This is a genomic window from Streptomyces spongiae, from assembly GCF_009377185.1.
Lineage (GTDB): Bacteria > Actinomycetota > Actinomycetes > Streptomycetales > Streptomycetaceae > Streptomyces > Streptomyces spongiae.
Window position 1 is genome coordinate 1 of the sequence record NZ_VJZC01000007.1, and the last position, 23,207, is coordinate 23,207.

The 23,207-nt window shown below is 68.3% G+C and carries 21 protein-coding genes and 2 pseudogenes; 15 read left to right on the forward strand and 8 right to left on the reverse strand.

Translation table 11 applies throughout. From position 1 onward, the window contains the following. The first annotated feature begins 327 nt into the window (after window positions 1-327). Complete coding sequence (locus FNH08_RS02280; protein WP_194238335.1) at window positions 328-1,524, forward strand: cytochrome P450; 1,197 nt, start codon at window positions 328-330, stop codon at window positions 1,522-1,524. 719 nt (window positions 1,525-2,243) lie between these two features. On the opposite strand, the gene FNH08_RS02285 is transcribed toward FNH08_RS02280, so the two are convergent. Together FNH08_RS02285 and FNH08_RS02290 are read right to left on the reverse strand one after the other, a co-directional pair. After that, window positions 2,244-3,992, reverse strand: a complete 1,749-nt coding sequence (locus FNH08_RS02285) for an acyl-CoA synthetase (protein WP_152769528.1) — start codon at window positions 3,990-3,992, stop codon at window positions 2,244-2,246. Window positions 3,993-4,076: 84 nt separating this feature from the next. Then, complete coding sequence (locus FNH08_RS02290) at window positions 4,077-5,918, reverse strand: FAD-dependent monooxygenase (protein WP_152769529.1); 1,842 nt, start codon at window positions 5,916-5,918, stop codon at window positions 4,077-4,079. A gap of 164 nt (window positions 5,919-6,082) precedes the next feature. Between FNH08_RS02290 and FNH08_RS02295 the strand changes: the two genes are divergently transcribed. From FNH08_RS02295 to FNH08_RS02340, 10 genes are all read left to right on the forward strand, one after another. Then, window positions 6,083-6,694, forward strand: coding sequence for an RraA family protein (locus FNH08_RS02295; protein WP_322723511.1), 612 nt, complete (start codon window positions 6,083-6,085; stop codon window positions 6,692-6,694). 20 nt (window positions 6,695-6,714) lie between these two features. Continuing rightward, entirely contained in the window at window positions 6,715-7,131 is a 417-nt protein-coding gene (locus FNH08_RS02300) for a RidA family protein (RefSeq protein ID WP_152769531.1), read from the forward strand. Beyond that, the gene (locus tag FNH08_RS02305; protein ID WP_322723513.1) at window positions 7,128-8,099 is read left to right on the forward strand and encodes an amidohydrolase family protein; all 972 of its coding nucleotides are present in this window, start codon (window positions 7,128-7,130) and stop codon (window positions 8,097-8,099) included. The genes FNH08_RS02300 and FNH08_RS02305 overlap by 4 nt, the downstream gene beginning before the upstream one ends. Window positions 8,100-8,114: 15 nt before the next feature. Continuing rightward, window positions 8,115-9,098, forward strand: a complete 984-nt coding sequence (locus FNH08_RS02310; RefSeq protein WP_152769532.1) for a DODA-type extradiol aromatic ring-opening family dioxygenase — start codon at window positions 8,115-8,117, stop codon at window positions 9,096-9,098. After that, window positions 9,095-9,805, forward strand: coding sequence for an RraA family protein (locus FNH08_RS02315; RefSeq protein WP_152769533.1), 711 nt, complete (start codon window positions 9,095-9,097; stop codon window positions 9,803-9,805). The genes FNH08_RS02310 and FNH08_RS02315 overlap by 4 nt, the downstream gene beginning before the upstream one ends. Continuing rightward, window positions 9,805-10,476, forward strand: coding sequence for an RraA family protein (locus FNH08_RS02320; RefSeq protein ID WP_152769534.1), 672 nt, complete (start codon window positions 9,805-9,807; stop codon window positions 10,474-10,476). The genes FNH08_RS02315 and FNH08_RS02320 overlap by 1 nt, the downstream gene beginning before the upstream one ends. Window positions 10,477-10,556: 80 nt before the next feature. Further along, window positions 10,557-11,231 carry a GntR family transcriptional regulator gene (locus tag FNH08_RS02325; RefSeq protein ID WP_194238336.1) on the forward strand — a complete coding sequence of 225 codons (675 nt, stop codon included), beginning with the start codon at window positions 10,557-10,559 and terminating at the stop codon, window positions 11,229-11,231. Window positions 11,232-11,325: 94 nt separating this feature from the next. Beyond that, window positions 11,326-12,504, forward strand: a complete 1,179-nt coding sequence (locus tag FNH08_RS02330) for a thiolase family protein (protein WP_152769536.1) — start codon at window positions 11,326-11,328, stop codon at window positions 12,502-12,504. Between the two features lie 36 nt (window positions 12,505-12,540). Continuing rightward, the gene (locus tag FNH08_RS02335; RefSeq protein ID WP_152769537.1) at window positions 12,541-13,350 is read left to right on the forward strand and encodes an enoyl-CoA hydratase/isomerase family protein; all 810 of its coding nucleotides are present in this window, start codon (window positions 12,541-12,543) and stop codon (window positions 13,348-13,350) included. A gap of 186 nt (window positions 13,351-13,536) precedes the next feature. Then, window positions 13,537-14,517, forward strand: a complete 981-nt coding sequence (locus tag FNH08_RS02340; protein ID WP_152769538.1) for an NAD(P)H-binding protein — start codon at window positions 13,537-13,539, stop codon at window positions 14,515-14,517. A gap of 204 nt (window positions 14,518-14,721) precedes the next feature. On the opposite strand, the gene FNH08_RS02345 is transcribed toward FNH08_RS02340, so the two are convergent. Both FNH08_RS02345 and FNH08_RS02350 read right to left on the reverse strand, forming a co-directional pair. Continuing rightward, entirely contained in the window at window positions 14,722-15,159 is a 438-nt protein-coding gene (locus FNH08_RS02345; protein WP_152769539.1) for a hypothetical protein, read from the reverse strand. A gap of 463 nt (window positions 15,160-15,622) precedes the next feature. Next, the gene (locus FNH08_RS02350; RefSeq protein ID WP_152769540.1) at window positions 15,623-16,147 is read right to left on the reverse strand and encodes a lactonase family protein; all 525 of its coding nucleotides are present in this window, start codon (window positions 16,145-16,147) and stop codon (window positions 15,623-15,625) included. Between the two features lie 634 nt (window positions 16,148-16,781). Between FNH08_RS02350 and FNH08_RS51510 the strand changes: the two are divergent. Further along, window positions 16,782-16,925 (forward strand): annotated as a pseudogene (locus FNH08_RS51510) (IS5/IS1182 family transposase); the annotation flags it as partial. Window positions 16,926-17,087: 162 nt separating this feature from the next. On the opposite strand, the gene FNH08_RS02355 reads toward FNH08_RS51510, so the two are convergent. Beyond that, a complete protein-coding gene (locus tag FNH08_RS02355) occupies window positions 17,088-17,663 on the reverse strand; it encodes a CGNR zinc finger domain-containing protein (protein WP_152769541.1) in 576 nt (191 codons plus the stop codon). 189 nt (window positions 17,664-17,852) lie between these two features. Between FNH08_RS02355 and FNH08_RS02360 the strand changes: the two genes are divergently transcribed. Both FNH08_RS02360 and FNH08_RS02365 read left to right on the forward strand, forming a co-directional pair. Beyond that, a complete protein-coding gene (locus FNH08_RS02360; RefSeq protein WP_152769542.1) occupies window positions 17,853-19,025 on the forward strand; it encodes an epoxide hydrolase family protein in 1,173 nt (390 codons plus the stop codon). Between the two features lie 79 nt (window positions 19,026-19,104). Beyond that, window positions 19,105-19,263 (forward strand): annotated as a pseudogene (locus FNH08_RS02365) (fatty acid--CoA ligase); the annotation flags it as partial. A gap of 38 nt (window positions 19,264-19,301) precedes the next feature. Here FNH08_RS02365 and FNH08_RS02370 read toward each other — a convergent pair. Both FNH08_RS02370 and FNH08_RS02380 read right to left on the reverse strand, forming a co-directional pair. Continuing rightward, window positions 19,302-20,204 (reverse strand): UTP--glucose-1-phosphate uridylyltransferase, encoded by a 903-nt coding sequence (locus tag FNH08_RS02370; RefSeq protein ID WP_152769543.1) that lies wholly within the window; start codon window positions 20,202-20,204, stop codon window positions 19,302-19,304. A gap of 236 nt (window positions 20,205-20,440) precedes the next feature. After that, window positions 20,441-21,028, reverse strand: a complete 588-nt coding sequence (locus FNH08_RS02380; RefSeq protein ID WP_152769544.1) for a TetR family transcriptional regulator — start codon at window positions 21,026-21,028, stop codon at window positions 20,441-20,443. Window positions 21,029-21,122: 94 nt separating this feature from the next. On the opposite strand from FNH08_RS02380, the gene FNH08_RS02385 reads away from it, so the two are divergent. Next, on the forward strand, window positions 21,123-22,166 hold the full coding sequence (locus tag FNH08_RS02385; protein ID WP_152769545.1) for an NAD(P)-dependent alcohol dehydrogenase: 1,044 nt from the start codon (window positions 21,123-21,125) through the stop codon (window positions 22,164-22,166). Between the two features lie 145 nt (window positions 22,167-22,311). Here the strand turns inward: FNH08_RS02385 and FNH08_RS02390 are convergent, their stop codons facing one another. Next, a complete protein-coding gene (locus FNH08_RS02390; RefSeq protein ID WP_152769546.1) occupies window positions 22,312-23,070 on the reverse strand; it encodes an SDR family oxidoreductase in 759 nt (252 codons plus the stop codon). Window positions 23,071-23,207: the final 137 nt, after the last annotated feature.

A 23,207-nucleotide genomic window follows, 5' to 3' on the forward strand; every position in this document is an offset into this window, starting at 1 on the left:
CCCCTCCACTCCCGCCACGTCCACCGTCGACCGGCGTCTGGGATTGACGCTTTTCGCCAGCATTCACCAGCGACGGCCTCGCCCCGTGCACCTTGAAGGCGGCCGATCCGGTCGGATTTTCCAGGAAGGCGCAGAATTCGCGCGCGCACGCCGTTGACCGGAATGAAGCGGTCAAGTAGCTTCACCCAACAGGACGACATGTCTCCACTGCAGGACAATCGCCATTCGTGGGCTCGGCTCGTCCAGTCCGGGTGTGCGGCGAACAGCGCGGTGCGAGAGGAGCAATGCGATGGACAGCAATGTCCGCGACGTCACGGAGGTGACAGCATGAGTGGCCTGTTGAACCCTACGGAAGCCCTGGAGCATCTCAAGTCGGACCCCGAGGCCGGGACCGCCGAGGCCTACGGCGAAGCCCTGAGTCAGTGCCCCATGGCGCGGGTCAAGATCGCCGGGTCTGACGTGAACTGGTGGGGTGCCCTGGGATACGCCGAGCTCACCACCGTGCTTCGTGACTTCCGGAAGATGAGCAGCATGGTGACGACCGAACCGGACGGCACGCCGGCCATCCTTCCGCTTTTCGCCGACCCTCCGCTTCACACGGGGTTCCGCAAGCTGTTGAATCCGAATTTCCTGCCTGAGGTCGTGGGCCGTCTGGAGTCAGGCAACCGCGAGATCGCCGTCGCGATGATCGACGCACTGGTGGCGCAGACCGAGGTCGACTTCTCCACGCAGTTCACCTATCCCTTCCCCACACGCGTGCTGTGCCGGTTCCTGGGAGTTCCCGACTCGGACTGGCCCGTCCACCACGAGTTCGTCATGGCGACCGGAGAGCAGGTCGGGTTCGCCGTGAACGACGAGCAGGACGAGCAGCTTTTCGTGGCCGCGATGGCGAAGATCCTGCCGTACGTGCAGAAGGTCATCGTGGATCACCGGGAAAACCCCCGGGACGATATCGTCAACAGCTTCGTGACGGGTCAGGTGCAGGGCCGCCCACTCACCGACGAGGAAATCAGCAAGCTGATCATCGCCATGATGCTGGCCGGTCACGGCACGACCACGGCCGCGCTGTCGAACACGGTCCTCCGGCTCGCCCGCGATCAGGAGCTGCAGAGTCTGCTGCGCGCCGAGCCGCACCGAATCCCCGACGCCATCGAGGAAAGCCTGCGGATCGACACGCCGCAGCAGACGTTGAGCCGCAAGTGCGTCGCCGACACGGAGATCGCCGGTGAGAAGATCGCGGCGGGCGAGTTCGTACTGACGAGCTACGGTTCCGCCAACGTCGACCCGAGGCGTTTTTCCGACCCCGGCAGGTTCGACCTGGACCGGGAGGACAAGAACCACCTCGCCTTCGGGTTCGGTCTCCATGCCTGCCTCGGACAGCACTTCGCTCGCATGAACATGCGCATCACGCTGGAGGAGCTCCTCGCGAGGACGTCGAACTTCGCCATCAACGGAGAGGTGAAGCGTCGGAGCTTTCCCGTGCTCTCGGTTGACGAGCTGCCGCTCGTGCTGCGGGCGGCCTGATCCGCGGGCGCACAGTGATTTCTCGTGCCGCTTGTCAAGTCGGCAGGGCAGCGGGAGGCACGGCCTCGTAGGGCCGTCCGTCGCGAAGCTGCATGATGTCGGCCATCGGTGCCGCTCGGAACCCAGCAGAGCTCCTCCGGGCGGTCCAGTGCCACGCTCCTTCATGACGGCAACCGGATGTCAACCGGCGGGAGTTGGTGTGGCAGGTCGTCTTCTGGGCGTGAGGAGGGCCTGGTAGATCCCGTGGGCGACGTAGCGCTGATGGGCCACTGCCGAGGTGGACCCGTCCGAGGGGCCAGAAGGCTCTCTCGGGCAGGGCGAGGGCCGGACGACCGTGCATCGACCTCGTGCGCCGGCATGGCCGACTGGGAGTCAGCAACCGCGCGACACAGGCCCGCATCTCGTCATTGTCTGTCGAACTGTCGAACGGATAACCCGGAAGCGCGAGAGGAGGCCCGTTGCCACTGTCCCGTGGATGCCCTGCATCGTTCTCCACCACCCCTTGACGTGCACCGACTAAGACGGCGATGCCTACCACCCACCGGAGCGACGCGGCCGGCTCGTGCACAGGAGCAGGAGTGCACGAGCTCGCCCCCAGGAGCGGTTTCGTTGAAACCTCAAAGAAAAGTGAGGTTCACACGATGGTCAAGGTTGCGCAGAGTCCCGCCAACGTGCGGACGGCGCCCCGGAGTAGAGAAGCGGTGACCCGCTGTGCGGGGTCAGGTTTCCGACGTACCGCTCAGCGACAGGCCCCACCAGCGGTCGAATGGCCGCCGACGGGGCCTGTCGCTACAAATGCAGCCAGGTGAAAGAGTCCGGGCGACTGACGGATTGTCGGCGAGCGGGGCGTCGCCGCTCACCGTGCACCAGGCGTCCGACATCCAGGGCGCTCGCGCGCTGGTGCGCAGTTCGCGCTTGAGGATCTTGCCGCTGGCGTTCTTCGGCAACTGCTCGGCGAACTCGATGTGTTTGGGCGACTTGAACCCGGCCAGGCTCTGCCGGCAGTGGGCGATGAGTTCCTCGGCGGTGGCCGATGCTCCGTCCCGCAGGACGACGACGGCGGTGACCGCTTCGATCCACTGCGGATGCGGGAGTCCGAAGACCGCGGTTTCGGCCACCGCCGGGTGCTGGTACAGCACTTCCTCGACCTCGCGGCTGGCGACGTTCTCGCCGCCGCTCTTGATCATGTCCTTCTTCCGGTCGACGACGGTGAGGTAGCCCTCGCTGTCCATCACTCCGAGGTCACCGCTGTGGAACCAGCCGCCCGCGAACGCGGCATCCGTCCGCTCGGGGTCGTTCCAGTAGCCGAGCATGGCGTGGGGGCTGCGGTGCACGATCTCCCCGACCTGGCCGGGCGGCACCGGCCGGGTCGCATCGTCGACGACCAGTGTCTCGACGTTCAGTCCGGGCCGGCCGGCCGAGCCGGCCTTGCGGACCTGGTCCTCCGGCTTGAGGATGGTGGCCACCGGTGACATCTCGGTCTGCCCGTAGAAGTTGAACAGCCGGACGTCGGGCAGCCGTTCGCCGATCTCCTTCAGCACCTCCACCGGCATGATCGAGGCGCCGTAGTAGCCCTTGCGCAGCGAGGACAGATCCCGCTGGTCGAACTCGGGGTGGCGCAGCAGCGAGATCCAGACGGTCGGCGGGCAGAACAGCTTGGTGGCACGCTCGGCCTCCACCGTGCGCAGGATCGTCGCGGCGTCGGCTCCGGGCAGCACGATGTTGGTGGCGCCGAGATAGATGCCGGGGGTGAGGAAGCAGTGCAGCTGTGCGCAGTGGAAGAGCGGCAGGGCGTGTACCTCGATGTCGTCGCCGCTCATCTCGCCGTCGACGGCACAGGTGACGTACTGGGCGATCAGGCTGCGTGCGGAGAGCATCGCTCCCTTGGGGCGGGACTCGGTGCCGCTGGTGTAGATCAGCTGCGCCAGGTCGTCCTCGGCGACGAAGACGTTCGGAGCGGACGAGTCGTCGTACGCCATCCAGTCCTCGACGGACTCCCAACCCGCGGGTGTCGGCAGCCCGCTGTCGTGGATCACGCCGCGGACCGTGACGGTGCCGGTGAGAGCCGCCTCCTCCAAGGCCTGTTCCGCCACGGGCAGCAGGGCGTCCTCGACGACCAGTCCGGCCGCGCCGGAATGGTCGAGAACGTAGGCGACTTCCCCCGCGGTCAGCATGAAGTTGACCGGGACGGACACCGCGCCCAGCCGGGCGAGAGCGAAGTAAAGGACCACGTAGGCGTGGTTGTTGTGGCTGAGCAGGGCGACCCGGTGGCCCTTGCGGACACCGCGGTTGGCCAGGGCGTTGGCGGTGCGGTTGACGGTCTTGTCCAGCTCGGCGTATGTCTGCCGGAGGTCGCGGTAGACGATCGCGGTCTTGTCCGGCACACGGGCGGTGGAACGGCTGAGCAGGTCGCCGAGTGAGGCGCTTCTGACCTGGGCGATCCGTTGGGTGAGTTCGTCGCTGAACATGTCGCTCCTTGTTGGGCTCGTGGGGGGATGTCAGCTCGTTATGGCGCCCTCAACAGGGACACCATGAGGGCAGGACGGGGTCGGTCACTCGTTCGAGGCGGCTGTGAGTGTGGGCACGGGCTGTGCGTGTGACGGCTGGAGAGCGAGCACCGAGCGCACGCTCCGGCGGAGTTCGGCGGGGCGGTCGCGGGACCAGTCAGGTGCCCGCCATGCGATGTGCCGGTCCGGGCGGACGAGCAGTGCCCCGCTGCTGTCGACACCGCGGAGGGCGGCCCATTCGCCGGTGGGGTCGGTCCATTCGGCGCCGGAGCCGATGACGCGCACATGGATGGTCGCCCCGGTGTCGCCGGCCGCCTGCGCGGCCGCGGCCCATCGAGGGGCGTGCTCGGCATCGACGAGCAGGGTGAGGCCGCGTGGGGCGATCAGTTGGTGCACCGACTGCCGGGATCCGTCACGGTCGAGCCACACGTGAGGGAGATGGTGACCGGGCCGCGCGGTGGACACATGGTCGCGTAGCGGATTCTCACCCTCCGGTGCGGGTGTGTCGTCGGGCACCAGCGCGCCGGATTCGTAGTGGTAGCCGAGCTCCACCGCGAGCTGGCTGAAGTCGTCGGCGTTGCTCGCGATCGCCTCGGCTACCGCGGCACGCTTGGCGTCGCCCTCGGGGGTGTCCGCGAGCCACTCGGTGACGGCGTCCCAGCCCGCTTCCTCGCTCTGGTCGGCGCGCAGACCGAGCGCCGCGGCGATACGGGCGTGTCCGCCCGCGTTGGTGAGACAGTGCTGGACGTTGAACTCGCCCACCGGGCGGCGTTCGGCCTCGTAGCTGTCGAGCAGTGCGTCGGTGGCCTGGCCGGTCAGGACGGCGTCGAGCTTCCAGGCGAGGTTGTGCACGTCCTGCACCGCTGTGTTGAGGCCCAGCCCGCCGGTCGGCGGGTGCCGGTGGGCCGCGTTGCCGGCCAGGAAGACGGGGCCCAGCCGCTGGCGCCGGGCCACCACGCCCTCGAACTCCCAGTGGCTGACGGCGTGTACCTCGATGTCCAGATCGGGGATGCCGAGCATGCGACGGATGCGGCCCAGGATCGCCGCATGGTCGTGGCGGTCCGCGTCGCTGGTGCGGTAACCGGTGTGCACGGCCCACTCGGGCGAGTCGCCTCCCCAGCGGTCGGGACCCATGGCGCACAGGGCGCCGGCGAAGGAACCCCGGCCGTCGGGATTGATGAAGTAGCGCAGCAGCACCTCGTCGTCGGAGATCCACTCCGACAGGTCCATGGTGGCGTGCACGGTCACCATGTCGAGCAGCCCGGTGGGGCCGTCCATCTCGATGCCGAGCAGGTCGGTGCAGGTACGTCCGCCGTCCGCGGCAATGACGTACCGGGCGTGAACGTCGTAGTCCCGACCGCTGTCACGGTCGCGGACGGTTGCTGTGGCTCCCTCTCCGGCATCGTCGGCGGACAGGGAGAGCGCTGTGAGCTCGTGGTGGAAGCGGATGTTCTCGGGCCCGCACACCGCCTCCGCCCGGGCCCGCAGCAAGGGGTCGAGGCGCAGCTGCGGCACGTTGGCGTAGCGGGAGGGGCTGGCCCGGGCGTAGCGCTCGGCGTCGGGGCCGCCGCCCCAGGCGGGGAGTGCGCCGATCACCTGCCCGAAGGGTGCGGCCGGCCCGGCGAGCGTCGTGTGCCACGCCACCTTGTGCCAGCGGTCCTCCGGCGGGGAGAGGTCGTAGACGGCGTCAGCCACGCCCATCTCTGTGAAGATCTCCATCGTGCGCTGATTGAGCAGGTGCGCCCGAGGCAGCGGTGAGGCGGCCGCATGCCGTTCGACCAGAAGGACGTCGACGCCTCTCTCGCCGAGCAGGACGGCCGCGGAAAGTCCGGCGGGGCCGCCACCCACGATCAGGACGTCCGGCGCACGGCGAGGTTGGCTGCTCATCGAATGGCTCCCTTGCCAAGCGGGCTGCTGTGAGTTGAACCGTAGGCTGCTCTCAATATTGAATGCAATAGTGACGGCAATCTCTTGGGAGGGAGTGATTGCATTCAATTTTGCCTGCACCTATGGTGGGCGACACCAGCCGACCAACGAAGGGACGGCACACCGTGAACCTGCGGGACAGCACTTCCGGCGCCCTGTCCGCGGCGACGCTCCATGAAGCGGCAGGCCGCATCGGAGCTCTGCCGTCAAGCATCGGACCCGCCTTCGCCGGCGCCCGGATCGCCGGTCCGGCCTTCCCTGTCGCCTCTCCGCCGGGCGACAACCTGTGGATCCATCGCGCCGTGTACGCAGCCGAGCCCGGTGACGTGCTCGTCGTCGACGTCGGCGGGGGCACCGAGTTCGGCTACTGGGGCGAGATCCTGAGCACCGCCGCACTCGCGCGAGGCCTGGCCGGTCTGGTCATCAACGGCGGAGTCCGGGACCGGGACGCCCTCGCCGAGCTCGGCCTGCCGGTGTTCTCCGCCGGCCTGTGCATCCGCGGCACCGGCAAGGACCTCGACGGCGCCGGCTCGCTGGGCACCTCGGTGCGCATCGGAGAGGTGTTCGTCGACCGGGGCGACCTGGTGGCCGGTGACGCGGACGGAGTGGTGGTGGTCCCGCAGGCGGACACCCAGGCCGTACTGAAGACCGCCGCCGAGCGCGAGGACAAGGAGGCCGAGCTGATGCGCCGCATTCGCGCGGGGGAGCGGACCCTCGACCTCTACGGCTGGCAGTGACTCAGAAGAAGGAATGGCCCATGCCCAAGTCCCGTAGACACCCGATCGAGATACCCGGACTGCACCACGGTGGTGCCCCCTTCCCGCTCGCCGTCAGGCTCGACAACCTGCTGGTCTCCAGCGCCGTGCACGGCATGGACCCCGACACCGGCAAGGTCCCCGACAGCTTGGAGGCCCAGACCGCCGGGGTGTTCGCCAACATCCGGCGGATCCTCGATGCGGCCGGCGCCGGCACGGACGACATCGCCAAGGTCACCGTCTTCCTCGGCGAAGGCCAGTCACGCGAACCGCTGAACGCCGAGTGGGTGGCGATGTTCCCCGACGAGCAGGACCGGCCGGTCCGTCACACCGTGCCCTCGGCGCTGCAAGTCCCTTTGCTCATCCAGTGCGAGTTCACCGCCGTAATGCCCACCCGAACCCCCCAGGAGCAGCCGTGATCATCGACAGTCACGCCCATCTGGTGGCGCCCGACTCCTTCTACGGCCTGTGGACCTACCTGGAGGCGGCCGGCACCTACCACGGGCGCTTCCCGTCCAAGGCCACCGACGAGGAACTGCTCGCCTCCGCCGGGCGGCAGATCGCGCTGATGGACGAGGTCGGCACCGACATGCAGCTGACCTCGCCGCGCCCGTTCGTGCTGAAGCACTCCGCCCGCCCGGCGAAAATCGTGCACTGGTGGGTCGAGGCGAACAATGACGCCATCGCCACCCAGGTCGCCGCCCACCCCGACCGGCTGCGTGGCGTCTGCGCCCTGCCACAGGTGGCGGGCGAACCGGTGAGTACGGTCTTCGAGGAACTGGACCGAAACCTGGAGCGAGGATTCATCGGGGTGCTGCTCAACCCCGATCCGAGCGAGGGTGCCGGCACCACACCGGTGATGGGTGACGAGTACTGGTACCCGCTGTACGAACGCCTCGTCGAGCGCGACGTACCGGCGCTGCTGCACCCGGCCGCCTGCTACGGACGCGAGAGCTACAGCGAGCACTTCATCACCGAGGAGAGCCTGGCGATCAACAGCATGATCCGGGCCGGAGTGTTCCGTGACTTCCCCGACCTGAAGATCATCGTGCCGCACGGCGGCGGGTCGGTTCCCTACCAGCTCGGCCGCTGGATCGCTCACGACCGCGGACTCTTCAGCGCCAAGTCGGACGACCGCGAGACGTTCGAGGAGACGCTGAAGCGGTTCTGGTTCGACACCTGCCTGTACACCCAGGAAGCCCTGGAACTGCTCTTCGCGGTGGTCGGCGCGGACCGCGTCCTGTTCGGCACCGAACGGCCGGGCAGCGGCGGAAGCCTCGAAGACCTCAAGCCGGTGATCGACAAGATCCCCGCCCTGTCCGACGACGACCGGCGAGCGGTGTTCGAGGGCAACGCCCGCCAGGTCTACACACGGCTGAACAGCTGAAGGGAAGACAACACCATGGGAAGCATCGTCGCCGTGGCAGGCACCTCGCACAGCCCCATGCTCGGCATGGAGCCCGAGAAGATGTGGAGCCTGCGGGGCGAACACGACAAGGCCAACACCGAGTTGTACGACACCGACGGGGTCATCCGTCCGTACACCGAAATCGCCGAACGCGCCGGCGACCGCTATCTGGCCGAACTCAAGCCCGAGGTCTGGGACCGGAAGTTCACCCAGGCGCAGGCCGACATCAAGCGGCTCGCCGAGGACCTCGTCTCGCTCGAACTGGACGCGGTCGTCGTCGTCGGCGACGACCAGGACGAACTCTTCTCCCACCAGAACCTCCCCTCCATCGCCGTATACCACGGCGAGGAGATGACCACCCACCATCCCGTCGACATGGGCCTCGGTCAGCAGATCATCGAAGTGCAGCGCCGCCTCGGGATGGACGGAGAGACCTACCCGTCCGACGCTGTACTGGGTCGGCACATCATCGAGAGCCTGGTCGACCAGGGCTTCGACATCTCGTCCAGTGACAGCACCCCACCGGACACCGGATTCGGACACGCCTTCGCATGGGTCGCGGGCAGGCTCCTCAAGGGCCGAACCATCCCGTTCGTGCCGATTCTCCTCAACACCTATTTCCCGCCGAACCAGCCGACGCCGGCACGGTGTTACGACCTCGGCGTGGCACTGCGTCAGGCCGTCGAGTCCGCGCCCGGCGATGCCAGGGTGGGTGTTGTGGCCTCCGGCGGGCTCAGCCACTTCGTCGTGGATGCCGAACTGGACCACACCCTGCTCGACGCCATGAACGACCACGACACCACCACGCTCCGCGGACTGCCCGCCCACCGGATGAACTCGGGAACCTCGGAGCTGCGTAACTGGATCACCGCGGCGGGCGCGGGCAGCCACCTGGCCACCAAGTGGGTCGACTACCTGCCCGCCTACCGCACGCCCGCCGGCACCGGCGTGGGCCTGGCCTTCGGACTGTGGGCATGACCAGCCAGGCACATCCGGCCCCGGTGCGGGAAGAGAGTGAGGACGAAGCACTCGCGCGGCTGGCCCGGCTGGACACCTGCGCCGTCGCCGACGCGCTGGACAAGCTGGGCCTGTCCGGCGCTGTCCTGGGCTTGACCGCGCTGGCGGCGCCGCGTCGCATCGCCGGTCGCGCGGTCACCGTCGACCTGGTGGAGCAGAGCCCCGAGGTGGCGGGTTCCGGCCGCCACCTCGGCACCGCGGCGGTCGACGCGTCGGGTCCCGGTGACGTCATCGTGGTGGCGCATGGCGGCAGAACACACGCCGCCGGCTGGGGAGGCGTGCTCTCCACAGGCGCCCGGCGCAACGGCGTCGAGGGCGTCGTCGTCCACGGCGCCTGCCGCGACGTGGACGAGGCCCGTGAACTGGACCTGCCCCTGTACGCGGCGACGGGAGTCCCGGTCACGGCCCGCGGCCGGGTGATCGAACGGGCCTGGAACGTTCCCGTCGATGTCGCCGGTGTCCCCGTGACCCCCGGGGACCTGGTCATCGCCGACGCCAGCGGCGTCGTGTTCGTGGCGGCCGCACACGCCGAAGAGGTGCTTGCCACCGCCGAAGCGATCGCGGCGAAGGAACGGGCCATGGTCGAACGGATAGGGGCCGGACACGCGGTGGCCGACGTGATGTCCGCCGACTACGAAACCATGCTGGACAAGCAAGGAGCCCTCTGATGACGGATCCGGCGCAGACCGCGGTGAAGAGCCTGCAGGAACTCGACACCAGCCATGTCAGCGACGCCATGGACCGCCTCGGCATACCCGGGCAGTGCCTGGGCATCATGCCGGTCGACCGCACGTTCCGCCTCGCCGGACCGGCGTTCACCGTACGGTACGTGCCGGTCGGCACCGACCCCGGCAGCGTCGGCGACTACATCGACGACCTGGACCCCGGCACCGTCGTCGTCCTCGACAACGCCGGACGCCTGGACGCCACGGTCTGGGGTGACCTGCTGACCGCCACGGCCGCCCGGCGAGGCCTCGGCGGTACCGTGATCGACGGCGTGTGCCGCGACTCCGACCGCGCCCTGGAACTCGGGTATCCCGTCTACAGCCGCGGCCGCTGGATGCGGACAGGTAAGGACCGGGTCCGCGTCGACGGCTACCAGACACCGGTGACCGTCGGCGGCGTCCGGGTGGAACCGGGCGACCTGCTGATCGGCGACGCCGACGGTGTCGTCGCCATCCCGGCGTCGCGAGCCGACGAGGTCATCGCCGCGGCCGAGCAGATCCGGGATGCCGAGAATTCGATACGAGCCGAGGTGGAGCAGGGCGCCGCGCTGGCGGCTGCACGTGCCAAGGTGAGTTACCACTCACTCCAGACCCGTCAGCGCTCCGGCGGGTGACGCGCCTGCGGGAGCCATCGGCGCTGGAGGGGATTCCTATACTGCATGCAAGATTGGATACAACCTCTGGGAGTGATCGCGTGACTGGCTCTAATCGGCGCACTCTTGTCAAGGAAGGTGCCAGCGCCGAGCGGACGGTGCGCGAGCTGCGGAACCAGATCCTTCAAGGCCAGCTTCTGCCCGGCGAACAGATCCGCCAGGAAGAGATCGCGGAGCAGCTGCAGATCAGCCGGGTCCCCGTACGTGAGGCGCTCAGCATCCTGACCAGCGAAGGACTGCTGACCCACCGCCCCCACCAGGGGTACTTCGTCACCAAGCGGACGGCGGAGGAACTCGCCCAGATCGGCCTCATGCTCGCCCTGCTCGAGGATGAGCTGGCCCGCACCGTCGTCTGGCCAGCCGATGAGGTCATCGCAGAACTGCGGTCGCTCAACGAGGACATGGCACAGCTGGTGGACAAGACCGAGTGGATGGAAATGGTGGCGCTCAACCACGAGTTCCACCTGCGTATCTTCGGTCTCTCTCCACTGAGACTCGTGCTCGACGAGGTTCGTAGGCTGTGGACTCTGGCGGACGCGTTCATCGCGATCGACTACGCGACGCGGGAGCACAGACGGCGGACGGTCGCACAGCACGAGCGCATCCTCAAGGCGCTGGCCGCCCGCAGCCGCGCCCGCTTCCTCAAGAGCATCCGCGACCACCGCGACAGCACGAACGTCGGAGCACGGGCGGGCATGACGCACCGCAGTACCTGACTGCGTGTCCGGCCCGCGTCCACCCTGCTGTCCCGCCCGCATCCAGCCAGGGCGCGGGCCTTCCGACTCACGCTCACTGGAATAGGACGGTCAGATGCAGCAGCAGGAAAAGATCCTCGTTCTCGACGGGGCACGCACGCCCGTCGGCAGCTTCGGAGGCGCGTTCGCGGACGTCCCGGCACACGAACTCGGCGGCATCGCGGCGCGCGCGGCCCTGATCCGGGCACGCGTGACGCCCGGCAACGTCGACGAGGTCGTCATGGGATGCATCGGCCAGGTCGGCCCTGACGCCTACAACGCCCGCCGAGTCGCCCTGGCGGCCGGCCTGGACGCAGGCACCGCGTACACCGTCAACAGGCTGTGCGGCAGCGGCCTTCAGGCAGTCTGGTCGGCAGCGATGCAGATGCGCTGGGGCGGCGTGGACATCGCCCTGGCCGGCGGCGACGAGAGCATGAGCCGGATGCCGTTCTACGACTTCGGCGCCCGCTCCGGCTACCGACTCGGCGACCGCACGTTCCACGACGGCACGGTGATGATGCTGACCGACCCGTTCCACGGCGTCCACATGGGCGTCACCGCGGAGAACGTCGCCGCCAAGTACGGCGTCTCACGCCGGCAGCAGGACGAGTTCGCGGCCCTGTCCCAGCAGCGCGCGGCGTCTGCGGCCGCCCGCGCAGCCTTCGCGGAGGAGATCACACCCGTCGGGATCGGCGGGCGCAACCCCCGCACGGTCGAGACGGACGAGCATCCCCGGCCGGACACGACGGTGGAAACACTGGCTGGTCTGCGCCCCGCGTTCCGGACGGACGGCACGGTGACGGCCGGTAACTCCTCGGGCATCAACGACGGAGGCGCGGCCCTGGTGCTGGCCCGGGAGTCGGTGGCGACCGAGCGGGACCTCCGCGCGCTGGTGGCGCTGGAGGTGGTGGCGACCGCGGCGGGGGAACCGGAGCTGATGGGGTACGCGCCGGTGCTCGCGCTGCGGAAGCTGTTCGAGCAGACCGGCACCTCCCCGTCCGACATCGACACCGTCGAGCTGAACGAAGCCTTCGCCGCACAGGCGGTCGCGGTGATCCGGGACGCGGGGCTGAATCGGGAGAAGGTCAACCCGTACGGCGGAGCCATCGCCCTGGGCCACCCGGTCGGCGCCACCGGGGCGATGCTCACCCTTCGCGTGGCCAAGGACGTCGTCCGGCGCGACCTCGAGCTGGGCGTCGTCACGATGTGCATCGGCGGAGGGCAGGCCCTCGCCGCCCTCTTCCGCCGCGTCTGAGCCACCGGCCGAGTCACCCGAGAAAGTGGGGACCCCATGAAGGACCTCGTCCGTTACACCTGCGAGAAAGGCGTCGCCCGGATCATCCTGGCCAGGCCGACCAGGGCGAACGCCATCGATCTGCCAACAGCCCAGGCCCTCGGGGTGGCAGTCGACCGGGCCGCGCAGTCCGACGCGCGTGCGGTCGTCGTGCTCGGCGAGGGCAAGCGGTTCTGCGCCGGGGGCGACGTGGCGACGATGGCCGCCGCACCGGACCGTGCGGCGTACGTGGAAGAGCTGGCCATGATGGTCGACGACGTGTTCCAACGCCTGGCCGGGCTTTCGAAGCCGGTCGTCGCCGCGGTACGGGGAGCCGTGGCGGGCGCGGGTCTGGCGCTGATGCTGAGCTGTGACGTGATCGTGTCGGCCGCCTCCACGAAGTTCCTCCTGGCCTACGCGGACGTGGGGTTGACGCCCGACTGCGGAGTGTCCTACCTCCTGCCGCGAGCGATAGGACAGCAACGCGCACTGGAACTCGCCCTGACCGGCCGCGTGCTCTCCGCGGAGGAGGCCCGGGAGTGGGGGTTGGTCACCGAAGTCGTGGATGACGCATCTGTTGACGCGCGCGCCGTGAGGCTCGGCGAGCGGCTCGCGGCGGGACCGACGCACGCCCTGGGAGAGACCAGGCGACTTCTGCGCTCGTGGCACATGACCCGTGACAAGGCGGGCCTGGAGGAAGCCCGCGTGATCGCCGAGGCGATGGACCGGGCCGAGGCAACGGCCCTGGTCGATGCTTTCGCGTCTCGGGGCGACAAGGGCACGAAGACGACGTCAGGGGCCGAGCCCGAGCGCCAAGGCGCGGGCTAGCTCCCTGCCCGTGGCGAGCGTCACCACCATGTCAACTCGACCTCCGCCAGGTCGGACACCGCGTTCGGGTGCCCCGACTCGTCGGCGCATCCCAGGCGCGATGGTCAGCAAAGCCCTGGTGTCACCGAGCCACAGCGTCATCGGCGCAGCCGACGATTTCCGGCAACATATTCGAGAGGGTATTAAATGTCTGGCGGCAACAACGGGAAGCTCATTCCGCGCAGCATTCTCATTTTTGGTGCAGCCGGCCGTGTCGGCAGGCCACTGGCAGCATTCCTCCATCACCAGGCACCGCAGATCCAGCTGCGCCTGGTGAGCAGCAACCGGCAACGTCTCGACGATCTCCGTCGCGATTTCCCGTATGCCGAAGCCGTCTACGCCAACTACTTCGACCTCTCCTCGCTCGAGTCTGCCGTGCAGGGGATGGAGGGAGTCTTCGTCGTCGCTCCTACCGGAACGGACGAACGGCTCGCCATGACGAACCTGGTGGCCGCCATCAGGGAAGCAGGAACCGCCGTCCATGTCCTGCGCGTTCTCGGCCTGCAGCCGGAGGCCAACCCGCGGCGCTTTCCACAGCACATACATGACCTGGGCTCAGGGCTCCCCACACAACATCCCATGGCGAAACGGATCCTCGACGAGAGTGTTCTGCCAGTGACCTATCTCAACATCGGCGCCACGTTCATGGACAATCTCATGCGGACGAAGGAAGGTCTACGCCGCGAACGCAAGCTCATCTGGCACGACCGCCTCATCCCGTGGATCGATCCACGGGATGTAGCCGAAGTCGCCGGACGCCTGTTCCTCTCGGACAACCACCGGCATATCGGCCAGTTCCACACGCTGAACAACGGGCATGATCTCAAGCGTTACAGTGACGTTGCCGAGCTCATGAGTGAAGTCTTCGGAGAGAAGATCACTCACGACGGCAGCAAGGAAAGCTTCCTCAACGAATACGACAAGTTCGGTGTGCGCCCCTCGTCGGAGCTCTGGAATTTCTTCTCGTACGAGGAGGAGAACGAAGTTGTTTGGGCCCTCAACGATTTCGTCGAACGCACGCTGGAGCGTAAACCGCTCACTCTGCGGGAGTGGCTGCAGGAACACGCGAAAATCCTACTGGCGTCCGTTCCTCGCCGAGGCATGTCATCACGCGAACCGTCTCATTGACCTCGATCCTCCCGAGGGCTGACGGCGGTGTCGTGTGCGGTCGACTGCCCGATATGTCCCGTTACGTGTCGGGATCGGCCTTCGCATGACGCTGCGAGGGCGTCGGGTTCCACGGGCCCGAGGGTGGCGCGGTCTGCTCCTCTCCGGTGTCGTCGGGGTGGTGGCCGGCCGTCAGGTGAGGGCCGGAAGCCGGGTGGCGCGCTGTCAGGACTTCGAGGGCAGCGGCCCGAGGCCGACGTGCTTGATCGCTTTGACGCGGTCCTCCACATCGGCGTGATCACGGTAGAGGGCGTCCACGAACCACACCTGCCCGGAGGCGGGCACCCCGGACAGCCCCTGGCCGGCAGGGAAGTTCGCAGTCACGATCTGATAGCGCCAGCCGGTGCGTTTCTCGAAGACGGTCAGCTTCTTCGCATCCCGCCGCGACGGTTTGACCTGGCGCACGATCAGCCGCGTCCCTGCCGGCCAGCCGGTCAGGTCGCGGACCCCGGTCAGCTCGGCGACCTGGTAAGACAGCCACTCACCATCAGGGCCCTTGATCTCATGCGACTCGCCGTCCTGCCGCAGCGCGGTGGCCCACACCTGCTCGGGCAGCAGCGCGATCGCCTGCTCGTCCGTGGCGTTGACGGCCCAGCCGGCCACCCAGCGCACCCGGCGTCGGCTGGGGGTCAGGGTCTGGAGGTGGCCGCGGAGGGCGTGGCTGAAGGCCGCGCCGTCGATCCGGATCAGCAGCTTCGACTACAGCGGCAGGGCAAGTTGCCGCAGCGCGGCGGCCAGAACGACGGAGGCGCGGCCCTGGTGCCGGCGTCACCCGCCGGTTCCAACTCGACCTCCGCCGGGTCGTCGCGTTCGGGACCCCAGCGCGCCGGTGAAAGTCCAGCATGCCCTGCCCGGTTATCAGCATCTTGCGTGCCTGAGCGCACCGGCGGTTCTCCTGATCGTGCACGCGACGTGCCGCGTGCTCCAGCCGCTCGTCAGCCACTGCTGGACCTGGCCCGCGCCGCCGCCCACCTCGTTATTGCGGTCGTGCCGGCGTCACTGGCGCCGGCACGGGGAGGTGGGCCACTGCGGCGGCCGGGTGGTGCGCCTGGCCGCCGCATGTGTGTCAGGCCGGGTCCGGGACCGCCGTGATGGCGTAGTCGGTGTTGGCGGGGTCGGCGGCGTTGAAGTGGGCGTTGGGCAGGTAGAGCATGTCGCCGTGGCGGGCGACGGAGGTGGGGGTGTCGAACCGCGGATCGGTCGCCTCGTGAGTGAGCCGACCCTCCGTGCCGCCCTTGTTGAGGTGCAGGACGGAGAGCGTGTTGGCGAAGTTGCGTACGACGTAGAGCGTGCGCCCCTCCCGACGTATGCCGTCGCCCCAGCTCATGTCCGCGCCGCCGACATCGACCGGCGTGGCCTGGCCGCTGGCCTCGTCCACGCGGTACAGCATGCCTGTGTTGGTCTGGTCGATCAGGAGCGCTGAGCCGTCGGGGGTGGTGGTGATGCCGTTCGCGTTCCAGCCCTGGTTTTCGTCGCTGTAGGGGATTCCCTTGAGGGGGATGGACTCGACCTGGCTCTGCTCGGGCAGCTCGCCCCCCTTGCCCAAGGGCAGTTTGTAGAGCACCGGGGAGAAGGAGTCGGTGACATACACGGCCCCGCCGTGCGCATCGCGCGTTCCCGGGCGCTGACCGCGCCCGAGGAGCCCGTTACGGTCCAGCTCACGTTCGTACTCCCTCGTTCCGTGACCTCGCGGGGCCAGGTCCCGGGGCCGGGCTCAGCGGCCTTGATCCGAGGGGAGTCTTACGAGCGGGGTTACACGTCGAATGGACGCTCGATTGACGATGGGGGCGGTGGGTTCCGCGCAGCGGAGGGCCACGGACCGCGGCGGCGGGAGCGTCCGCGCCGTACGATCCTGCGGACAGTGCTCGGTTGACCTGCGCGTTTCTTCTCAGGCCGCACCGGCTTCGTGCGTGGTCGCCGCTGTGGCGAGGGCGTGCAGATGGCGATTGACGCCGCGCACCGATGCCATGTCCTGAGCGGAACGGCCGCCCCGTTCCGCGAGAACGGACCGTACGGCGAGCAGGGTGCGGCCGAAGGCGACGGTCCCACGGCACGTCGTCGATCAGCTGCCACGCGGCGACCGCACGCGTCGGTTCCTCATAGGCCCTGGGGGCGCCCAAATCGTTGCGGGCCCGGGCGAGTTCGGCGCGAGGCGATGGGCCGCTCCTCGGCGGGCGGGAACTCGTGCGAGAACGGCTCAGTCCGCCACGGCGGTTCAGCCAATCGAGCTTGCAGGTCCGAGCCCCGTGGACCGGGGTGAGCCCGGCTCCAAGATGCACGTCCCGTCCCACGCGAACGGACCGCCCCTACGCGTCGGACTCTCTGCGGCCAACACCCAAGACAGCCAGGCCCTGAAGTTGATGCTGTCTCGATGGTCGTGGCCGTCAAATAGTTCCGGATGACCTTCTGGAATCCCGCGTCAGGATTCCCGTCGCTTTCCCGTCGCTCTTCGGCAGCGAGCACGACTGGGACTATCGGAGCACACCGTATGTCGCGGGCGCGAGGCCCACTTGGATGTACCGAGGTAACGATCACTCCGCTGATCTGGGGTTCTTGCGCTGGTTGGCATGGAAGCGCGCCTTCTTCTGACGATTTCCGCACGTGTTCATGTCGCACCATTTGCGAGTGCGGCTTTGGCTGGTGTCGAAGAAGGCGGCTTGGCAGGTCGGTGAGGCGCACAAGGCCAGTTTTCCGTCTCGTTCGCCCGAGATGATGCTGATCGCGTCGGCGGCGATCACGCTGAGGGCATCCTCCACGCAGGAAGCGGAGCTGAGCCGCCATTGCCGCTTGCCCTCGGGCGTCAGGATCGCCGCGGCCCGACCTTGAGCGCTGCGGTCATTGATGACTTGGACGGCAGACGCAGGGAGGGCGTCCTGGATCGCGGCCGCTGTCGCGGCGGCGTGAATCGACTCCCTCAGTTCCCGAGCGAGGTCGAGCTGGGCAGTGGTGCAGGAGTCCACGGCGAGGCCGCTCACTGCCAGCCAGTCGACCAGTCGGTGCGGCGTGGGAATGCGCTCCACGGCGTCGCCATGACGCTCCGACAGAGTCCCCGTGAAGCTGGTCGCCAGCACGTTGCCGAGGCGGAAGTCAGGGAAGCCAGCACGCATGGAACCACCTTAGCTGGTTGCGGCGTGGCTCGGAGAACTGCTAGAACCGTCTTAGCCGGTTCCGCGATGGCCAGCAGCAGCCAGGGCGCCCCGGAGAGCCGGACGGCCACTCCTGGCAAGCCACTGCAGGCAAGGCCTCATCAGCCACATCCGGCCCTCCCGGGCCGCCTAACAACTTACGGAGGCCTCATGCCCCGTCCAACCAGCGACGTGCAAGCATTCGAAGCCCATGCGACTGACGCTGACCTCGACGATCTGCGCGCGCGACTGGCCGCGGCGCGACTGCCGGAGGCTGAGACGGTCCATGGCGCCGCGCCCGGCTCTCGCCGATGGGAGCAGGGCGTTCCTCTCGCCGACCTCGTCGATGTCGTGAACTACTGGCGCACCGGGTACGACTGGCGGTCGTTCGAAGAGCGCCTTGACCGGATCGGCCAGTTCCGCATGACCATTGATGGTCTGGGAATCCACTTCCTGCACCGCCGATCCGCGCGCGCGGATGCCACTCCTCTGATCTTGACGCACGGCTGGCCGGACAGCATTGCTCGGTTCATCGATGCGGTGGACGAGCTGGCGGATCCGAAAGACGCGGACGCGCCGGCGTTCCACGTCGTGGTCCCGTCGCTACCGGGCTTTGGTCACAGCGACAAGCCGGCCACCACCGGGTGGGGAACCGAAAAGATCGCGGCCGCCTGGGTGGAACTGATGGGAAGGCTCGGCTACAGCAAGTTCGCAGCCCACGGCGGCGACTGGGGAGGCAATATCACCACGGTCCTCGGCGGCAGGTTCCCGGCGCACGTTCTCGGCATCCACACCACGTTCGCGGAGGCACCGCCCGGGTTGACGACGGACGGGCTGACGGCGGTCGAGCGCAAGTGGACCGAGGAAAACCGCGATTTCTGGCGCCACCGCGCGGCGTACGCGAAGCAGCAGGCCACCCGACCGCAGACCATCGGCTACTCGCTCGTCGACTCACCGGTCGGGCTTCTTGCCTGGATCCTTGACAAGTTCGCCGAGTGGTCGGACACCGAAGACAGCCCGTTCGAGACGATTTCCAGGGACCGCGTTCTTGACAATGTCACCCTGTATTGGCTGACGCGGACCGGCGCATCGTCGGCCCGCATTTACTACGAAAGCCACAACTCGCTGGACCCCGAACTTCGGGTCGACGTCCCGTCAGCAATCAGCATGTACCCCCGCGACGTCGAGAAGTGCCCGCGCCCCTGGGCACAGGAGCGGTATCGACAGATCGTCCGATGGAGTTCGCCCGAAAACGGGGGACATTTCCCGTCGCTGGAGGTTCCCGAGTATTTCGTCAAGGATCTGCAAGAGGGCCTCGCGGCAGTGCTGGCCGCTAATCGCTGAACGCTGCTGGGTGCCGGCACTCGATCACCGCCTGCTACTGGCTGCCATGGGCCTTGTCGTTGAAGATCCGCATCGTGGCGACGGCGAGATCCTGCCGGCCGGCGGCCAGGTCTTCCGCGGCGACTGGGACCCGCACGGCGGCGGGGTGATTCCGGCATCGACGGACCGCTGGTCTCCGGGGGGTGACATCGGCCGCCTGGACGACGAGGGGCACCTGACGATCACGGTGCGCAAGAAGGGCCACAAGGAGGCATGGGTGACGGCCTGGTCACCGGCCTAGCCCGGGTCGACCTCGAGGCCGGTGACCAGGCCGCGCAGGACGGGGCCGTAGTCCGGGTGGGCGAGCGCGGACGCCATCTGGGCGACCAGGTAGTCGGCCGGATTGCCGGTGTCGTACCAGCGGCCACTGATGACCTGCCCGTACACCGCGCGGGTGGAGGCGTAGGCGTTGATGGCGTCGGTCAGGTACACCTCGCCGGTCCTGTGTTCGTACCAGCGGCGGGTCTGCTCGCGCAGTTCGTCGATGATGCCGGGGGTGACGACGTAGCCGCCGATGGCCGCGTACGACGACGGGGCGGCCGTGGGCTCGGGCTTTTCGACCAGGCCGGTGATGCGCAGTTGGCCGTCGCCGAGGTCTTCCTTGACGATGGGCACGCCATAGCGCTGGGAGTGGGCGGGGTCCATCGGCATGAGGGCCAGCACCGGGCAGCCGGTCTGCTCGTACGCGCGGATCAGCTGCTGGGCGCGGGGGACCTCGGCCACGAAGACGTCGTCGGGCCACAGCACCAGCACCGGCTCGTCGCCGAAGGCGCGGGCGGCGTTCAGTACCGGAGTGCCGTTGCCGTACGGACCGTGCTGGTCGAGGTAGGTGATGTGGCCTCGGCGGGCCAGCTCCGCGACCTCCTCCACCGCCTCCGCGTAGGCCGTCTTGCCGTCCGCGCGGAGCTGTTCGACGAGGGCGGCGTTGGGGCGGAAGTGGTCCTGGATGAGGCTCTTGCCGCTGGAGACGACGATGGTGATGTCGGTGATACCGGAGTCCACCAGCTCGCGCACGGTGTGCTCGATGACCGGCTTGTCGCCGACCGGGAGCATCTCCTTCGGTATCGCCTTCGTCAGGGGCAGCAGGCGGGAGCCCAGGCCGGCTGCGGGGATCACGGCTCTGCGAATCGTCGGGGACATCATGTCTCTCTCGGTCGAGCGGCACACCGTACAGGCTCCAGGATGGTGTCTCAGGGCTCGTTGTCGACCGCTGGGTCGCTGACGGCCGCGGAACGGGCCGGAAGCGGAAGCTGATGGAGAGCGTCGGAGATGCTGCCGCGCGCCAGTCGGCGCCCGGTCCCGGCGATGTGCGCGTCCGGACCCGGCAGGAGCGTGGTCTCCTCCAGCTCGTCACCGGAGTACGGGGAGTGCCGGCCTCAGTCGGCTGTCGTGACGCGGCGGACGCACTCGCGGAGCAGGGCGCGGCGCTGGTCATGCAGTTCGGGGGGCTCCTGCGCGGTCGCCGCGTAGACATTGCTGACCGGTGACCACGCCATGGACATGGCGATCACCATGGCCATCACGTCGAACGGGTCTCCCTGGCGCACCAGGCCGGCGGCCTGGGCCTTGGCGATGGCGTCCAGCTTGTGGTTGTCGACGCGGTCGGGGGTGTCGACCAGGTGGCCGGTCGGGCGTCGCTCCAGGCGTGCCCAGGTGGCGAGTCGGATGAGGTCGGGGCGGCGGAGATACTCGTCGTAGAGGCGAACCGCCCAGTCCGCGAGGTCGGTGGCGTCGATCGGCACGACATTCACGATCCGCTCCAGCGAGCCGAAGAAGATGGCCTCGAAGAGCCCTTCCTTGCTGCCGAAGTAGGCGTAGAGCTGCGCCTTGTTGGTGCGTGCCGCGGCCACGATCCGCTCGACGCGCGCGCCGGCGATCCCATGCTCGGCGAACTCCTGGGTCGCCACATCGATGATGCGTTGGTACGTCGCGGCTCCACGCGAGGTAAGGGGCTGATCAGCCATGCTCCTACGGTACCAAACAGAACAGTTGGTTTGCCCGACGGGCCGATTGTGCTTACGGTGAATAGACCGAACAGTCTGTCTATGAGGAGGCGCCATGAGGAGCACCGTCGGCTGGCAGGTGGAAGGGCCGTCGTCGACACTGCGGCGGATGCCACTGGAGCGGCGCGACCTGCGCCCCGACGACCTCGCCGTGCGGGTGGACTACTGCGGTGTCTGCCACACCGATCTGCACGCCGTCAGCGCCCGGGACGGAGGAGGAGGCCGGCCCCTGGTGCCGGGACACGAGTTCACAGGCGTGGTGACCGAGACCGGACCCGCGGTCACCCGCTTCACCGTCGGTGACCCGGTCGCGGTGGGCAACATCGTCGACTCCTGCGGCGAGTGCGCCATGTGCCGGGCCGGCCAGGAGAACTTCTGCCACGGCTTCCCGACCCTGACCTACGACGGCATCGACCGGCACGACGGATCGGCCACACTGGGGGGCTACTCCCGCGAGTACGTCGTCCGCGAGCGCTTCGCCTACGCTCTTCCCGCCGGTCTGGATCCGGCCGCCGCCGCTCCTCTGCTCTGTGCCGGGATCACTGTCTGGGAGCCGCTGCGCGCCCTCGGGGTGGGGCCCGGAACCCGCGTCGCGGTGGCGGGACTCGGAGGTCTGGGCCACCTCGCGGTCAAGATCGCCGTGGCGCTCGGCGCCCACACCTCGGTCATCAGCCGCTCACCGGGCAAGGCCGACGACGCCCGTCGTCTCGGCGCCCACGGTCTCATCGTCTCAACGGACCCGGAACAGATGGCCGACGCCCGTGACCGGTTCGACGTCGTCATCGACACCATCTCCTCCCCGCACGATCTCGGCCCCTACCTGCGCCTGGTCGCCATGGACGGGACGCTCAGCCACCTCGGGGATCTGGGACCCGTCACCGTGGAGACGATGGACCTGCTCGTGGGGCGCAAGAAGCTCAGCTCCGCAGGCAGCGGCGGCAGGCCCGAGACCGCCGCCATGCTGGACTTCTGCGCAGAGCACGGCATCACCGCCGACATCGAACTGCTCCCCTCGGCACGAGTGAACGAGGTCCTCGACCGTCTCCGGCGCAACGACGTCCGCTACCGCTTCGTCCTCGACATGTCCGATCTGGACTGAACGGCAAAGGCCACTCGGTACGCCGCGGAGCGGACGTGATGGTCGTCGGCGTTCCCCGCGGGTCCCGGCCGAAGGCGACGGTTGCCTCCTCGGAGATCCGGACGGGATCGACGGCGACCTGCTGGACCGGGTCACTCATGACAGCTCACCCCTGCGTGTGGACGACGGGCTGCGCGAGCCACTCGGTGAACGACATGTGGCCCAAGCGGGCATCCGCTCCGGGCAGAAGCGTCCTCTCCCTCAACTCGGCGCCGAAGTAACGGGCCTGCGGATCGGGGACGACAAGTCGTTCGTCGCCGCGGGCAGTCAGCACCTCGGCCGCCAGATCGTCGAGGTGGCGCACATCCGGGCCGGCGACCTCGAGGATGCCGAACAGCGGTAGACCCACGGCGACATGTGCGACGGCGACGGCGACGTCGTCCGTCGACACGGGACGGGCGAGGACCGGGGCAACGTGTACGCGGTCGTAGTAGGTGTTCTTCTTCACCATGACCTCGATGGATTCGAAGAACGGAGTGGCCCGCACGATCGAGTGGGGGACAGGCGAGTTGCGCACCATGTCCTCCTGGATCAGCTTCGCGCGGAAGTAGTCCGACCACAGCCAGTTGGCTCCCACGGTGGAGAGGACCACGTGGTGCTCGACGCCGGCCGCGACTGCCGCGGTCAGGAGGTTGGTTGTAGCGGTACGGAAGAATTGGAGTCCCGCCTCCTCGGTGCGCGCGGGTGCGTCGGTGACGTCCACCAGTACCTCGGCGCCCCGCAGAGCTTCGTCGAGACCGTCCCTCGTGATCACATCGACGCCGTGGTGGCGTGAGACGGGCACGACCTCCACACCGTGGTCACGGAGCCTCGCCACCGTTCTGGAACCGATCCGGCCGGTGGCTCCTGCGACAGCTACCCTCATCTGGATCCCTTTCCGTCGACGGGGGCAGCGCGCCCCTGGTGTCCTGGTGGCCTGGCGTCCCGGTGACGGCGAAGTCACCGCACGCACTGCATACGACAGACCACGCACCACTGCTGGGACACCACGCCGTACGGCGA